Here is a 14,684-nt window from a genome sequence, read left to right as displayed (position 1 = left end):
CCGACGTTGTTGTCCGCGCACGGTGCTCCTTTCCCGTGCCGGAATCCCTGCTGCGGAAAGAGTCCCTTCGATGTCCTACGACCAGAGCGTGGTGCCGCCGAGGCTGCGCGGGCCCGCTCCCGCCGCAGGTGACGGGCCGGGTCGGCCGCTCCCCGGAACGGCCCCCCGGCCCCGGCTGTACCTGCTCGACCTGCTGCGGCTGCTGGCCGCGCTGGGTGTCGTGCTCTGGCACTACGCGGGCTACCAGGGCTGGCCGAAGGACGTGTGGGGCGGCCGTACCTCGGACGTGATACCCGTCCTGCACGACATCGGGAAGTACAGCTGGATCGGCGTCGAGCTGTTCTTCCTGATCAGCGGGTTCGTGATCTGCATGTCCTGCTGGGGCAAGACCTCCGGGGCGTTCTTCCGCTCCCGGGTGGTCCGGCTGTTCCCGGCGTACTGGTTCGGGGTGCTGGTGGCCGGCGCACTGATCCTGTACGCCCGTCCGAACTGGATGTGGAACGGCAAGCTGTTCCGGTACTCGGACGTGCTGACCAACCTGACGATGGTTCAGAAGGGCGAGGGCGTCTGGGACGTCGACCCGGTGTACTGGACGCTCTGGATCGAGCTGCGCTTCTACGTGCTGTTCGGCCTGGTGGTCGCGTTCGGGCTGACGTACAAGCGGGTGGTCGCGTTCTGTGCGATGTGGACCTTCGCGTCGGTGCTCACCACCGCCTCCGGACTGCCGTTCCTGGACCTGATCTTCTTCCCCGACTACTCGTCGTTCTTCGTCGCCGGCATCGCGATGTACCTGATGTACCGGTACGGGCAGGACCTGCTGCTGTGGGGGATCGTCGGGTTCTCCTGGCTGCTCGCCCAGAACAAGCTGCACAAGATCATGTCGGACTACCAGGCCTTCTCCGGCGACACGCTGTCCTACACCAAGCTGCTGATCCTGATGACCCTGGCGTTCGTCGTGGTCGCGGGCACCGCGCTCGGCTGGTTCCGCTGGGTCAAGTGGCCCTGGCTGACGGTGCTCGGCGCGATGACCTACCCGCTGTACCTGCTGCACCAGGTGATCGGCTGGTGGTTCCTGGTCCACCTGCAGGGCAAGGTCGGGCCGTACGCCGAGGCCGGGATCGTGATCGGCGGCATGCTGGTCGCCTCGTGGCTGGTGAACCGGTACATAGAGAAGCCCGGATCGAAGCTGCTCAACCGCGGTCTGGAGAAGTCCTTCGAGCGGATGCGCGGCATCGACGCCCGGGAGGCGCTGGCCAAGCGCGAGAAGAAGGCCAGGCTCGCCGCCGAGGAGGCGGCCCGCGAGCGGCAGGCCGTCGGCGCCGAGTCCTGACCCCGGCCCGGCCGGTTCCGACGGAACCGGCCGGGCTTGTCGGTGCAGGGCCATAGACTCGAAGGGCCATGACTAGCCTCTTCGATGACCTCCCGCTCCCCGGCTTCGAGCGTCCTGCCGTCGGGTCGAGCCGCCGCCCCGGCGCGGTGCAGCAGCCGCCCCTGACGTCGTGGTCCGACGAGGAGGCGCCGCCCGCGGACGAACCGTACGACGAGCCGCCGTACGACCCCGGGTACGGCGCGGAGGAGGACATCCCGGACGGGCTGTTCGCCACCGACCACGCCGCCGAGGCCGAGCGCGACGCCTGGCACCGCAACGGCGCGGCGCGCACCGTGGTGGACCCGGCGCAGCTGCTGGAGGGCATGAACGACCCGCAGCGCGAGGCGGTGCTGCACCACGGCTCGCCGCTGCTGATCGTGGCCGGCGCGGGCTCCGGCAAGACCCGGGTGCTGACCCACCGGATCGCGTACCTGCTGGCCGCGCGGGGCGTGCAGCCCGGCGAGATCCTGGCGATCACCTTCACCAACAAGGCCGCCGGCGAGATGCGCGAACGCGTGGAGGCGCTGGTCGGCCCGCGCGCCAAGGCGATGTGGGTGTCGACGTTCCACAGCGCGTGCGTCCGGATCCTGCGCCGCGAGGCGAAGCTGCTGGGCATGAGTTCCAGCTTCTCGATCTACGACTCGGCGGACTCGCAGCGCCTGATGGCGCTGGTCTGCCGGGACCTGGACCTCGACCCCAAGCAGTTCCCGCCGAAGTCGTTCACCGCGAAGGTCAGCAACCTCAAGAACGAGCTGATCGACGAGGAGACGTACGCCGACCAGGCCGCGAACCCGATGGAGAAGAAGCTCGCCGAGGCGTACTTCCTCTACCAGCGGCGCCTGCGCGAGGCCAACGCGCTGGACTTCGACGACATCATCATGACCACCGTCAACCTGCTGCAGGCGTTCCCGGACGTCGCCGAGCACTACCGGCGCAGGTTCCGCCACATCCTGGTCGACGAGTACCAGGACACCAACCACGCCCAGTACACGCTGGTGCGGGAGCTGTCCGGCGGCTCGGCCGCGCACGCCCCGCGGATGACCGCGGACGGCGACTTCGTCGACCCGACGGAGGCCAGGCTGGCGCAGATCGCGCCCGCCGAGCTGTGCGTGGTCGGTGACGCCGACCAGTCGATCTACGCCTTCCGCGGCGCGACGATCCGCAACATCCTCGCGTTCGAGGAGGACTACCCGAACGCGACGACGATCCTGCTGGAGCAGAACTACCGCTCCACCCAGACCATCCTGACCGCCGCGAACTCGGTGATCGAGCGGAACACCAACCGCCGCAAGAAGAACCTGTGGACGGCCGGCGACCAGGGCGAGCAGGTGGTCGGCTACGTCGCCGACGACGAGCACGGCGAGGCCCAGTTCATCGCCGACGAGATCGACCGGCTCACCGACGCCGGCCACGCCCGCCCCGGCGACGTGGCGATCTTCTACCGCACCAACGCGCAGTCCCGGGTGTTCGAGGAGGTGTTCATCCGGGTCGGCCTGCCGTACAAGGTGGTCGGCGGGGTGCGCTTCTACGAGCGCAAGGAGGTCAAGGACGTCCTCGCGTACCTGCGGGTGCTGTCCAACCCGGAGGACACCGTGCCGCTGCGCCGGATCCTCAACGTGCCCAAGCGCGGCATCGGCGAACGCGCCGAGGCGATGATCGACGCGCTCTCCTCGCGCGAGCGGATCTCCTTCGCGCAGGCGCTGCGCCGGGTCGACGAGGCGTACGGGATGGCGGCGCGCTCCGCCAACGCGGTCAAGAAGTTCAACGACCTGATGGCCGGGCTGCGCCAGGTGGTCGAGTCCGGGGCCGGGCCGGCCGCGGTGCTGGAGGCCGTCCTGGAGGAGACCGGTTACCTGGCCGAACTCCAGGCGTCCACCGACCCGCAGGACGAGACCCGGGTGGAGAACCTCCAGGAGCTCGCGTCCGTGGCGCTGGAGTACGAGAAGGACCCGGGGGAGCGGCCCGAGGGCGACGAGGGCCCGCCGGTCGGCTCGCTGGCGGACTTCCTGGAGCGGGTCGCGCTGGTCGCCGACTCCGACCAGATCCCGGATGCCGACGAGGACGGGGCCGGCGCGGGCGTCATCACGATGATGACCCTGCACACCGCCAAGGGCCTGGAGTTCCCGGTGGTCTTCCTCACCGGCATGGAGGACGGGATCTTCCCGCACATGCGGGCGCTGAACCAGGTCAAGGAACTGGAGGAGGAGCGGCGCCTCGCCTACGTCGGCCTCACCCGGGCCCGGCAGCGGCTCTTCCTGACCAGGTCGGTGCTGCGCAGCGCCTGGGGGCAGCCGTCGTACAACCCGGCGTCCCGGTTCCTGGAGGAGATCCCGGAGAACCTGATCGAGTGGAAGCGCACCGGCGCGGCCGCCGTGCCCGCCTCCCGCTTCTCCTCGTCCTCGTCGTCCTCCTCGTCGTCGGGCGGGCGCAGCAGCAGCGGCGGCAGCGGCTTCTCGGCGAGCGCCTCGCCGAAGGCCGGCTGGGGCAAGTCGGCGCGCACCGTGGTCGACCGGGAGGTGGTGGCGCTCGCCGTCGGCGACCGGGTCAGCCACGACAGCTTCGGCCTGGGCACCGTGGTCGCCACCCAGGGCGTCGGCGACAAGGCCCGTGCCACCGTCGACTTCGGCACCGCCGGGCGCAAGGAACTGCTGCTGCGCTACGCCCCGGTCGAGAAGCTCTGACCCGACCGGCCCCGGCCTCAGCGGGGGTCGAGGCCGCGGTCCAGCAGCCACGGCACCGGGTCGACGGGGGTCTCGCCGTCGGGCCGCACCTCGAAGTGCAGGTGCGGCCCGGTGCTGTTGCCGGTGCTGCCGGACCAGCCGATCACCTCGCCGGCCCGGACCGGGCCGCGCAGGATCCGGTACGCGCGCAGGTGCCCGTACAGGGTGCGGGTGCCGTCGGGCGCGGTGACCGTCGCCAGCCGGCCGTACGCCGGGTGCCACTGGGTGCCGACGGCGCCGTCGGTGACGGCCAGCACCGGGGTGCCGGACGACACCGGGAAGTCGATGCCGGTGTGCCGCGCGGACCAGTGCGCGCCGGGCTCGCCGAACACCGCGCTCAGGCCGGGCCGGGCCACCGGCAGCGAGAAGCGCCGGGCCGACGCGGCCGCCTGCTCCTCCTCGGCCCGACGGGCCGCCGATTCGGCCGTCAGGTCGGCGGGCTGACGGCCCGTCCGGTCGGCGCGGTCGGGGAGCTCCGGCCGGGCGGCGGCCTGCCGGTCCGGCCCGCCGGGGAGCGGGGCGGCGCTCGGCGGCCGGTGCGGCGGCGGGTGCGCGGAGGCGACGGCGGCCGCGAACACGCCCAGCGCCGCCACCGAGGGCAGCGCGACCGCCAGCACCGCCGTCCTGGTGGCGCTGCGGGCCCGGGCCCGGCGCTCGGCACGGGCGGCGGCACGGCTGCTGGGGACCACGGCTGTCACCTCGCGGCGGCTCGGGGACGTACGGGAGGACGCGGTCGAGACTGTAGCGGGGCGTCGACAGAGCGGACAAAGCGTGCATTTCAGCAGGCGTGGCGCGACGGCGGCCGGGGCCGGCAGGCGGGGTGGGCTGTGATTTTCCCCTCCTCTTGACCGGCGGGAAAGGACGGCGGCCCTGCCGGGCCGCTACCCTCCCCTCAGATCTGTTAAAAGTGGTTAACACGCCCCCGCGACGAGGTCGGCCGGGTGGTGGACGACGTGGTCCAGGAGGCAGTCATGGTTGTGTCAGGGCCGATCCGAGTAGTGGTCGCCAAGCCCGGTCTCGACGGGCACGACCGGGGCGCCAAGGTCATCGCGCGGGCGCTGCGCGACGCGGGCATGGAGGTCATCTACACCGGCCTGCACCAGACGCCCGAGCAGATCGTCGACACGGCGATCCAGGAGGACGCGGACGGCATCGGCCTGTCCATCCTGTCGGGCGCGCACATGACGCTCTGCGCGAAGGTGATCGAGCTGCTCAAGGAGCGCGACGCGGCCGACATCAAGGTCTTCTGCGGCGGGATCATCCCGGACGCGGACATCGCGGAGCTGAAGTCGCTGGGCGTCGCCGACATCTTCACCCCCGGCACCTCCACCCAGGACGTGGTGAGCTGGGTCGAGGCGAACCTGCGCACCGCCAGTTGATCGTGCCGCAGCGGCCCCGGGCGACGGACTCGCCCGGGGCCGCTGTGCTGTGCTGTCGGGCCCCCGTTCGCCCCCCGTTCGCTACCCGGCGAGTTCGCCGAGCATCGCCTGCCGGAACCGCAGGGTGCCGGCGAGCCGGGTGAAGGTGTCGGACCAGGCGGTGTCGGGGGAGGTGTCGGCGGCCAGCGCCTCGACCGCCGGCGCGGTCTCCGGGGCGAGGGCGCGCTCGGTCATGCCGAGGACGCCGCTGTGGCTCCACGGGTACGAGCCGAGCTCCGCGGCCCGCTTGAGGGCGGCGACCACGGCGGTCGACAGCGGCGGCGTCCACGGGGTGGCGCAGGCGCCGAGCAGCTGGAAGGCGTCGCCGAGGCCGTGGGTCTGCACGAACGCGGCCGTCCAGGCGGCGCGTTCGGCGGGCGACAGGACGGCGAGCAGCTTCGCGGGCGCGCCCGGGGTGCGGCTCTCCCGGCCGGGCCGGGGCGGGGCGCCGAGCAGCGCCCGCGCCCAGTCGGCGTTCTGCTGGCGGACGGCGGCGCGGGCCCACGCCTCGCGCAGGTCCTCGGCCCACTCCGCGCCGCCGCCGCCGTCCGCGTCCACGGTGGGCACGGCGAGCAGCCGGTCCGGGGTCAGCCCGGTGTCGGCGGTCCACAGCGCGAGCGGGGCGGCGGCCGCGACCTCGCCGAACCACCAGGCCCGTTCGCCGCGCCCGGTGGGCGACTTGACGGGTATGCCGTCGCGCTGCATGGCGGCGTCGCAGGCGTCCGGCGGGGTGACGTGCAGCCGGCCGTCCGCGAACCGGACGGCCGCGCGGGCGCGGTCGGCCATCCGGGCGGCGAGCGCCGAGCCGGGCAGCGTGGAGAGCAGTTCGGCGGCGGTGGCGCGGACGTTCTTGGAACGGTCGCCGAGCGCGGCCTCCAGGAACTCCTCGTCGGCGCCGGACAGTCCGTCCTGCAGCGCGTCGAGGAACAGCACCCGGTCCTCGGCCCGCTCGGTCGGCCAGGTGGAGGCGAGCAGGGCCAGGCCGGCCGCCGGGTCGGTCCGGCGCAGCCGGGTCAGGTGGGTGACGCGTTCGGCGAACAGGCCTTCCTGCCAGAGGAGTTCGCCGGGCCGGTCGAGGTCGTCGTGGTCGGCGGCGGTCCGGGTGACGTACCGCCAGTCGGGGTTCTGCGGGGCCAGCCAGCGGCCGAGCGGGCCGGCCAGGGTGACGGCGTCGCCGCGCAGCTCGGAACGGGCCCGGGCGGTGTCCAGCAGCGCCGGGACGAGCGCGGGCGGCGGCCGGTAGCCGCGCGCGCGGGCCGCGGCCAGCCACTGCGGGAGCAGCTCGGCCAGGTTGGCGGTGGAGCCGTGGCCGCCGCGGGTGCCGAGCAGTACGGCGAGCCGGCGGGCGGCGGGTTCGGGCAGTGCCGGGCGGGTGTCGTCCGGGGCGGGCGCGGGGGCGTCCACGGCGGGCGTGGGCAGCGCGCCGGCCCGGCGGCGGACCGCGGCGAGGGCGGCCAGGTCGAGCAGCGCGGTGGCCGGGTCGGTACGGTCCACGGACTCGGCGAGCGGCGTGCCGGGTTCGGGCAGCGGACGGCGGTCGGTGCCGAGCAGGGCCGCGCCCTGCAGGTCGGCCCACTGGTCGCCGGCGAGGGCGGCGGCGGTCATGCGCGGCCCCCGATCGGGCGGGCGTCGGTGCGGTGGCGCCGGCCCCAGCCGCTGGCGGTGGCGGCGCGGCGGGCGGCGTGGTGCAGGCAGATGCGTCGGACGGCGGCGCGCTGGCGGGTGCGGATGCAGGACATGTGGTTCCTCCGGTTGACGGGCCGTCGGGAGACGCCGGGGAGCGCCGAAGGGCCGGTCGGTCGGGTGTGGTGGCTTTTTCGGGCATGCCGAGGCCGTGACGTGGCGTCAGGCGTGCGGGTGGAGGTTGTCGGTCAGCCGAGGCCGACGGGGCGGTGCTCGGCGTCCCAGGCGGTGACGGGCGTGAAGCCGGCGTGGCCGCACTCGCCGAACAGCGTGACGGGGTGGCCGGCGGAGACCGCGGCGAGACGCCACAGCGCGGCGTCGGCGAGCGCGCCGCGGCGCACCGGAAGGGTGTGCCGGCCGTCGGTGAGCTGCCAGCCGTCCGGGGTGAGGACGGGGACGACGTCGGTGAGGACGGCCGGCCAGCTGTCCAGCCACGGGTCCTCGGCGACGGCGTCGCCGTACGCGGCCAGCGCCTCCGCCGGGGAGAGTCCGGCGGGCACGGCCGCCGGGGCCGGCTCGGGGTCGCCGTACCGGGTGCCGAGGACGGCGCGCAGCGGGCGGGCGCCCGGGTGGAAGGCGACGTCGGCCTCCAGCAGCCGGCCGGTGGGCAGCGCCAGGTCGGGGGCCTGGCCGGGGCGGCCGAAGGCCAGCAGCAGGGCGTCACGGCCGGTCTTCGCGCCGCGCAGCCACACCCGGCGGGTGGTGAGCCGCTCGTCGGCGGTGTCCCGGCTGCCGAGGACCTGCCAGCGGTCGCGGACGGTCGGGCCGGCGAGCAGTTCGGCGGTGTCGGTGGTGAAGCCGACCCGGGTGCGGACGGTCGCGGCGAGCGCCTCCGGCAGGGCGTCGATCCGGCCGTACGCGCCGGCCAGCAGGTGCAGCATCGCGTACTCCTCCAGCAGACCGTCCTGCGGGGTGTCGGCCAGCGCCCGGACCCGGCCGGCCAGGCCCGGGGCCTGGGCGTCGACCATGCGGGCCGCGACCTCGTCCCAGGCGCCCGCGGGCGGCGGATCGGCGAGGCCCCGGCGGATGCCGTCGGCCAGCCGCAGCCGCAGGTCGAGCGCGCCCGCGGCGACCCGCGCGGAACGCTTGGCGGCCCGCTTGCGGGCGGCCTCCGGATCCGCGTCGGCGGCCTTCGCCTGCTGCTTGGCGGCCTTGTCGGCGGCGGCCTGACTACGGCCGTTCAGCCACTCCGACACCCAGTCGGGCGCCTCGGCGGCCGCGGTGACGGCCTCCGGCCCGGACGCCCACAGCAGCAGCAGGCCCAGGGCGTGCTTGCACGGGAACTTTCGGCTCGGGCAACTGCACTTGTAGGCGGGGGTGCCGAGCTCCACCGCCGTCCGGTACGGCGTGCTGCCGCTGCCCTTGCACAGGCCCCACAGCGCGCCCTGACCGGTGCCGGCGCCACTCCACGGTGCGGGCCCGGAGAGCTTGCCCGCGGCTTTCTGGGACGCCGGGTCGGGGGCCAGGGAAAGGACGTGTTCGGTGCTCCAGCGTTCCTCCATGCCCACGACGTTAGGCGGCGCCACTGACAGTTGAGGGACGGTCAGGCCGGGGCCAGCGGACAGCCGGAGCCGACCCGCTCGACGAGATCCGCGCGCAGCGCCGCGAGCTCGGCGGTGCGGGCGTCGATCAGGGCGATCTTCTCCCGCAGCAGCGCCGACAGTCGCTCGGCGGCGTCCGGTGCGCCGTCCAGTTCCGCGCCGGTGCGGGCGATCTCGGCGAGCGAGAAGCCGAGCGCCTGCGCGGTACGGACGTACCGCAGCCAGGGCACCGCCTCCGGCGGAAAGTCGCGGTAGCCGTTCGGCAGCCGGCGGGCCGTCAGCAGCCCGGTGCGCTCGTAGAACCGGACGGCATCGCGGCTCAGCCCGGCCCGCTCGGCGAGTTCCCCGATCCTCATGTCCCTGCCTCCGTCGGCGACTTGACCTTGGACAGTACTCCAGGGTCGAACCTGGGGCGGTCCGCACGGCGAGAGTTGAAGGAGACCGCCCGATGACACCCCGCCACCTCCGCGTGGTCCGCGCCAGCGCCTGGTACGACCTGCTGGTCACCGCCCCGTTCGCCACCCCCTGGACGTTCGCCCTGGCGCACCGCGCGCTGTCCGCCGCCGGGCGGGCCCTCGGGGTGGGCGAACTCCCGCCGCCGGAGCCCGTGCTGACCCTGTTCGCCAACCTGATGGGCTCCCTGGTCGTGGTGTGGGCCCTCCTCCGCCTCCTCCGCCCCCTCCCGGTGCACGGCCGCTACGACGGCGCCGCCCGCCTCCTGTTCGCCTGCTGGCAGGCCTGGGCCCTGGCCCACGGCGCGACCGGCCTGCTGTGGGGCTTCCTGGCCGTCGAGCTGGCGTTCGGCGCGGCCCAGCTGTGGCCGCTCGTCGCCGACCGGGCGGCTGCGGCACGGGGCCGGCGGAATTGTCGGTGGCGGGGTGCAGAGTAGGTCTCGCACGGCCCGAACGGGAGTATGTATCCCCAGGTCAGCGCCGTGCCATTCCCCCTTCGCGCCCTTTCTGCGCAGTGTTCTGACGTCCCGTGAGATCGGAGCAGTCGATGACCACCGAGACGACCAGCGAGGTCCTGCGGCAGCACGCCGAGGACGCGTTCGGCGAGGAGTTGGCCGCCCTTGCCCGGCATGACGACCGGGTGCGGCCGGAGCGTTGGCGGCTGTCGCCGTGGGCGGTCGCCACGTACCTGTTGGGCGGGGAGCTCGCCGACGGGACGGTGATCACGCCCAAGTACATCGGGCCGCGCCGGGTGATCGAGGTCGCCGTGACGACGCTGGCCACCGACCGGGCGCTGCTGCTGCTCGGTGTGCCCGGCACGGCCAAGACCTGGGTGTCCGAGCACCTGGCCGCCGCGATCTCGGGCGACTCCACGCTGCTCGTCCAGGGCACCGCGGGCACCCCGGAGGAGGCGGTCCGCTACGGGTGGAACTACGCGCAGCTGCTCGCCCACGGGCCCAGCGAGGACGCCCTGGTGCCGTCCCCGTTGATGCGGGCCATGCGGGACGGGCAGATCGCCCGCGTCGAGGAGCTCACCCGCATCCCCGCCGACGTGCAGGACAGCCTGATCACCATCCTGTCGGAGAAGACCCTGCCGGTGCCCGAACTCGGCACCGAGGTGCAGGCGGTGCGCGGCTTCAACGTGATCGCCACCGCCAACGACCGCGACCGCGGCGTCAACGAGCTCTCCTCCGCGCTGCGCCGCCGGTTCAACACCGTGGTGCTGCCGCTGCCCGCCACCCTCGACGAGGAGGTGGAGATCGTCACCCGCCGGGTCGGCCAGCTCGGCCGCTCCCTCGACCTGCCCGAACTGCCGGGCGGCGCCGAGGAGATCCGCCGGGTGGTCACCGTCTTCCGCGAGCTGCGGGCCGGTCTGACCGCCGACGGCCGCACCAAGGTGAAGACCCCCAGCGGCACGCTGTCCACCGCCGAGGCGATCTCGGTGGTCACCAACGGCCTCGCGCTGGCCACCCACTTCGGCGACGGCGTGCTGCGGGCCGGCGACGTCGCGGACGGCATCGTCGGCGCCGTGGTCCGCGACCCGGTCGCCGACCGGCAGGTGTGGCGCGAGTACGTGGAAGGCGTGGTCCGCGACCGCGACGGCTGGAAGGACTTCTACCGGGCCGCCCGGGAGGTCTCCGCGTGAGTGCCCAGGTGACGCTGCTCGGGGTGCGCCACCACGGCCCCGGCTCGGCCCGCGCGGTCGCCGCCGCGCTGGCCGCCCTGCAGCCCGACGCGGTGCTGATCGAGGGACCCCCGGAGGCCGACGAGCTGACCGCGCTGGCCGCCGAGAAGGACATGGTCCCGCCGGTCGCCCTGCTCGCCCACGTCAGCGACGACCCGGCGCGGGCCGCGTTCTGGCCGTACGCCGAGTTCTCCCCCGAGTGGGTGGCGCTGCGGCACGCCGCGGACGCCGGGGTGCCGGTCCGGTTCATCGACCTGCCGGCCGGGCAGAGTCTCGCGCTCCCGCCGCGCGGCGCCGATCCGGATGCGACATTCCCGGCCGACGGCGCGTCAGAAGAGGGGGAGCAGGGGCCGGGAGTGCCGGGGGGCACTTCCGGGCCCGCCCCCGTCGACCCGATCGCCGAACTCGCCGCCGCCGCCGGACATCCCGACCCGGAGGCCTGGTGGGAGGACGTGATCGAGCACCGCACCCCCGGCGCCGACCCTCCCCCAGCCTTCGGCCGGGGGTACCCCCAGGTGCCCGGTTGCTCCCTTGCCGAGGCGCTCGAACCGTTCGCCGCTCTCGCCGAGGCGATGGCCGCGCTGCGCGAGCACCACCCCGTCGAGCGGCGCGACGAGATCCGCGAGGCCGCCATGCGGCAGCAGATCCGCGCCGCCCGCCGGGCCGGGCACCAGCGGATCGCCGTGGTCTGCGGCGCCTGGCACGTCCCCGCGCTGGCCGTCATGCCGACCGTCGCGCACGACCGGGCGCTGCTCGCCGAACTCCCCAAGAAGCTGAAGACCGAACTCACCTGGGTGCCGTGGACCCACCGGCGGCTGTCCCAGCACACCGGCTACGGCGCCGGCATCGACTCGCCCGGCTGGTACCACCACCTGTACACCACGCCCGAGCAGCCGATCGCCCGCTGGATGACCAAGGTCGCCGGACTGCTGCGCGCCGAGGACCACCCGGTCTCCTCCGCGCACGTCATCGAGGCGATCCGGCTGGCCGACACCCTCGCCGCGATGCGCGGCCGTCCGCTGCCCGGCCTCACCGAGACCCTGGACGCGGTCCGCGCCGTCATGTGCGACGGCTCCGACCTGGCCCTCGCCCTGGTCCACGACCGGCTGGTGGTCGGCGACGCGCTCGGCGAGGTCCCCGACGACGCGCCCGCGGTGCCGCTGCAGCGCGACCTGACGCGCCTTCAGCGCACGCTGCGGCTCAAGCCCGAGGCGACCGGCCGCGAACTCGTCCTCGACCTGCGCAAGGACCTCGACGCCGAGCGCTCCCGACTGCTGCACCGGCTGCGGCTCCTCGGCCTGCACTGGGGCCGGCCGGTCCGCGACAGCGTGCAGTCCACCGGCACCTTCCGGGAGACCTGGCAGCTCGTCTGGGAACCCGAGTACGCCGTCCGTCTGGTCGAGGCCGGCCAGTGGGGCACCACCGTGCTGGGCGCCGCCACCGGCAAGGCGGTCGCCGACGCGGCCGGCGCCGAGCTCACCGCGCTCACCGAACTCGCCGAGCACTGCCTGCTGGCCGCGCTCCCCGACGCCCTGCCCGAGGTGATGCGGCGGCTCGCCGACCGCGCCGCGCTCGACACCGACGCCGGACACCTCGCCACCGCACTGCCCGCCCTGGTCCGCACCCTGCGCTACGGCGACGTCCGCGCCACCGACACCAGCGCCCTCACCGCCGTCGCGCTCGGCCTCGCCGAACGGCTCTGCGTCGCCCTGCCCGCGGCCTGCACCGGCCTCGACGCGGACGGCGCGAGCGCCCGCCGCACCGAGATCGACGCCGTCCACCAGGCGATCGCCCTGCTCTCCGACACCGCCATCGGCGAACGGTGGGCCGGCACCCTCACGGCGCTCGCCGCCCGCGAACCGCACGGCGGACCGGCCACCGGCGTCCCCGGGCTGCTGCGCGGCCGCGCTGTCCGACTGCTGCTCGACGACGGCCGGATCGACACCGCGGAGGCCGGCCGGCGGCTCGGCCTGGTCCTCTCGATCGCCTCCGGTCCGCTGGACGCCGCCGGCTGGGTCGAGGGCCTGGTCTCCGGCGGCGGCGCGATGCTCCTGCACGACCCGGCCCTGCTCGGCCTGCTCGACACCTGGCTGTGCGGCGTCCCCGCCGAGACCTTCACCGACCTGCTGCCGATCCTGCGCCGCACCTTCTCCTCCCTGGAGACGGGCGTCCGCCACACCATCGGCTCCCGGGTCGCCGCCGGACCGCTGAGCACTTCTGTCGTGGACAGCGGCCCCGACATCGAGCTGGACGCGGAGCGCGCGGACGCGACGACGCCCGTGCTGGCGCTGCTCCTGGGCGTGCGGCAAGCGGTCATCCCGCGCCAGGCGGACCGCCGCGCGAGCTGACGTGTCGTGGGCGGGGGATGCGATCAGTGGTGGGCCCGCGCTGCAGTGCCCTGATCGTGCCCTCCGCTCCTTCCGCTCTGCGCAGTTCTCTCCCAGCCCTGGCGGGCCGGGAGGTGCCCGTTCCCTTGTTTCTTCCGCTTCGCGCAGCTTTCCCTGCGGGTGAGGAGTGAGTTCAGATGACTGTCCGTCAGGATGATGAGCGGATGCGGCGGTGGCGGCTCGTCCTGGGAGCCGAGGGGGACGGGACCGGGGTGCGGCTGTCGCGGCGGGATGCGGGGATGGACGGGGCGCTCGGGGCGCTGTACCGGGAGGACGGGAAGCGGTCGGCGGGGCTCGGGGGGTCCGCGCCGCAGGTGGCGCGGTGGTTGGGCGACATCCGGGAGTACTTCCCGACCAGCGTGGTGCAGCTGATGCAGCAGGACGCGATCTCCCGGCTGGGGCTGGACCGGCTGCTGCTGGAGCCGGAGATGCTGGCAGCGGTGGAGCCGGACGTGCACCTGGTGGGGACGCTGCTGTCGTTGAAGCACGCGCTGCCGGAGACCACCCGGGAGTCGGCCCGCATGGTGGTCGGCAAGGTGGTCGCGGAGCTGGAGCGCCGGCTGGCCGACAAGACCCGTTCGACGCTGGGCGGGGCGCTGGACCGCAGCGCCAAGGTGAACCGGCCCAAGCACCGGGACATCGACTGGGACCGGACCATCCGGGCCAACCTGTCGAAGTACCTGCCGGAGTACCGGACGGTGGTGCCGGAGCGGCTGGTCGGCTACGCGCGGGCACAGCGGGCGGTGAAGAAGGACGTGATCCTGTGCATCGACCAGTCGGGGTCGATGGCGCCGTCGGTGGTGCACTCGGCGGTGTTCGGCGCGGTGCTGGCGTCGATGCACAGCCTGGACACCCGGCTGGTGGTGTTCGACACCTCGGTGGTGGACCTGACCGAGCAGCTGAGCGACCCGGTGGACGTGCTGTTCGCGACCCAGTTGGGCGGCGGCACCGACATCAACCGGGCGCTGGCGTACTGCCAGTCGAAGATCACCCGCCCGTCGGAGACGATCGTGGTGCTGATCAGCGACCTGTACGAGGGCGGCATCCGGGACGAGATGCTGAAGCGGGTGGCGTCGATGAAGGCGTCGGGGGTGCAGTTCATCGCGCTGCTGGCGTTGTCCGACGAGGGCGCGCCGGCGTACGACCACGCGCACGCGCAGGCGCTGGCCGCGTTGGGGGCTCCGGCGTTCGCCTGCACCCCGGACGCGTTCCCGGACATCATGGCGGCCGCGATCGAGAAGCGTCCGCTGCCGGTGCCGAACCGGCAGTGACCGGTCAATGGCGGCTGACGCCACCCGTCCGGGTGATCGTGTGGTGCGGTGGGCCGTCGTGCGCCGCGGGGTCGCGGGAGGCCGTCGACACGCCGGACCAGGTCCGCTGTGACGGTTCTCACGAAGGTCGAGCCGGTCCCGGGCGAAACCTGCCCGCCG

At 74.1% G+C, this 14,684-nt stretch carries 12 protein-coding genes; 7 read left to right on the top strand and 5 right to left on the bottom strand.

Features of this window, described 5'->3' with window-relative positions; translation table 11 throughout:
- Positions 1–70: 70 nt before the first annotated feature.
- Both IEZ12_RS08140 and pcrA read left to right on the top strand, forming a co-directional pair.
- Positions 71–1,330 carry an acyltransferase family protein gene (locus tag IEZ12_RS08140; protein WP_189271449.1) on the top strand — a complete coding sequence of 420 codons (1,260 nt, stop codon included), beginning with the start codon at positions 71–73 and terminating at the stop codon, positions 1,328–1,330.
- 68 nt (positions 1,331–1,398) lie between these two features.
- Entirely contained in the window at positions 1,399–4,050 is a 2,652-nt protein-coding gene (gene pcrA / locus IEZ12_RS08135; protein ID WP_229847341.1) for a DNA helicase PcrA, read from the top strand.
- A 17-nt stretch (positions 4,051–4,067) separates the two neighbouring features.
- Here pcrA and IEZ12_RS08130 read toward each other — a convergent pair whose 3' ends face one another.
- Entirely contained in the window at positions 4,068–4,778 is a 711-nt protein-coding gene (locus IEZ12_RS08130; protein ID WP_189271448.1) for a M23 family metallopeptidase, read from the bottom strand.
- Positions 4,779–5,060: 282 nt separating this feature from the next.
- Between IEZ12_RS08130 and icmB the strand changes: the two genes are divergently transcribed.
- The gene (gene icmB / locus IEZ12_RS08125) at positions 5,061–5,468 is read left to right on the top strand and encodes a coenzyme B12-dependent isobutyryl CoA mutase small subunit (protein WP_100587342.1); all 408 of its coding nucleotides are present in this window, start codon (positions 5,061–5,063) and stop codon (positions 5,466–5,468) included.
- Between the two features lie 81 nt (positions 5,469–5,549).
- Here icmB and IEZ12_RS08120 read toward each other — a convergent pair whose 3' ends face one another.
- From IEZ12_RS08120 to IEZ12_RS08105, 4 genes are all read right to left on the bottom strand, one after another.
- Positions 5,550–7,112, bottom strand: a complete 1,563-nt coding sequence (locus IEZ12_RS08120; RefSeq protein ID WP_189271447.1) for a DUF5691 domain-containing protein — start codon at positions 7,110–7,112, stop codon at positions 5,550–5,552.
- Positions 7,109–7,246: a hypothetical protein gene (locus IEZ12_RS08115; protein ID WP_161801098.1), complete on the bottom strand. Its 138-nt coding sequence runs from the start codon at positions 7,244–7,246 to the stop codon at positions 7,109–7,111. The genes IEZ12_RS08120 and IEZ12_RS08115 overlap by 4 nt, the downstream gene beginning before the upstream one ends.
- Positions 7,247–7,378: 132 nt before the next feature.
- The gene (locus IEZ12_RS08110; RefSeq protein WP_189271446.1) at positions 7,379–8,692 is read right to left on the bottom strand and encodes an SWIM zinc finger family protein; all 1,314 of its coding nucleotides are present in this window, start codon (positions 8,690–8,692) and stop codon (positions 7,379–7,381) included.
- Positions 8,693–8,733: 41 nt separating this feature from the next.
- Positions 8,734–9,087 carry a MerR family transcriptional regulator gene (locus tag IEZ12_RS08105; RefSeq protein ID WP_189271445.1) on the bottom strand — a complete coding sequence of 118 codons (354 nt, stop codon included), beginning with the start codon at positions 9,085–9,087 and terminating at the stop codon, positions 8,734–8,736.
- 92 nt (positions 9,088–9,179) lie between these two features.
- On the opposite strand from IEZ12_RS08105, the gene IEZ12_RS08100 reads away from it, so the two are divergent.
- The 4 genes from IEZ12_RS08100 to IEZ12_RS08085 all read left to right on the top strand — a co-directional run bounded on the left by IEZ12_RS08100 (position 9,180) and on the right by IEZ12_RS08085 (position 14,525).
- The gene (locus tag IEZ12_RS08100; protein ID WP_189271444.1) at positions 9,180–9,620 is read left to right on the top strand and encodes a hypothetical protein; all 441 of its coding nucleotides are present in this window, start codon (positions 9,180–9,182) and stop codon (positions 9,618–9,620) included.
- Between the two features lie 110 nt (positions 9,621–9,730).
- The gene (locus tag IEZ12_RS08095; protein WP_189271443.1) at positions 9,731–10,828 is read left to right on the top strand and encodes an ATP-binding protein; all 1,098 of its coding nucleotides are present in this window, start codon (positions 9,731–9,733) and stop codon (positions 10,826–10,828) included.
- Positions 10,825–13,215 carry a DUF5682 family protein gene (locus IEZ12_RS08090; RefSeq protein ID WP_189271442.1) on the top strand — a complete coding sequence of 797 codons (2,391 nt, stop codon included), beginning with the start codon at positions 10,825–10,827 and terminating at the stop codon, positions 13,213–13,215. The genes IEZ12_RS08095 and IEZ12_RS08090 overlap by 4 nt, the downstream gene beginning before the upstream one ends.
- Before the next feature lie 176 nt (positions 13,216–13,391).
- A complete protein-coding gene (locus IEZ12_RS08085; RefSeq protein WP_189271441.1) occupies positions 13,392–14,525 on the top strand; it encodes a VWA domain-containing protein in 1,134 nt (377 codons plus the stop codon).
- Positions 14,526–14,684: the final 159 nt, after the last annotated feature.

The organism is Kitasatospora griseola (genome assembly GCF_014648555.1).
In the GTDB taxonomy this organism is placed as follows: Bacteria; Actinomycetota; Actinomycetes; order Streptomycetales; family Streptomycetaceae; genus Kitasatospora; species Kitasatospora griseola.
Note: the sequence above shows the minus strand (reverse complement) of the source record. Positions and strands in the feature narration are given on the sequence as shown.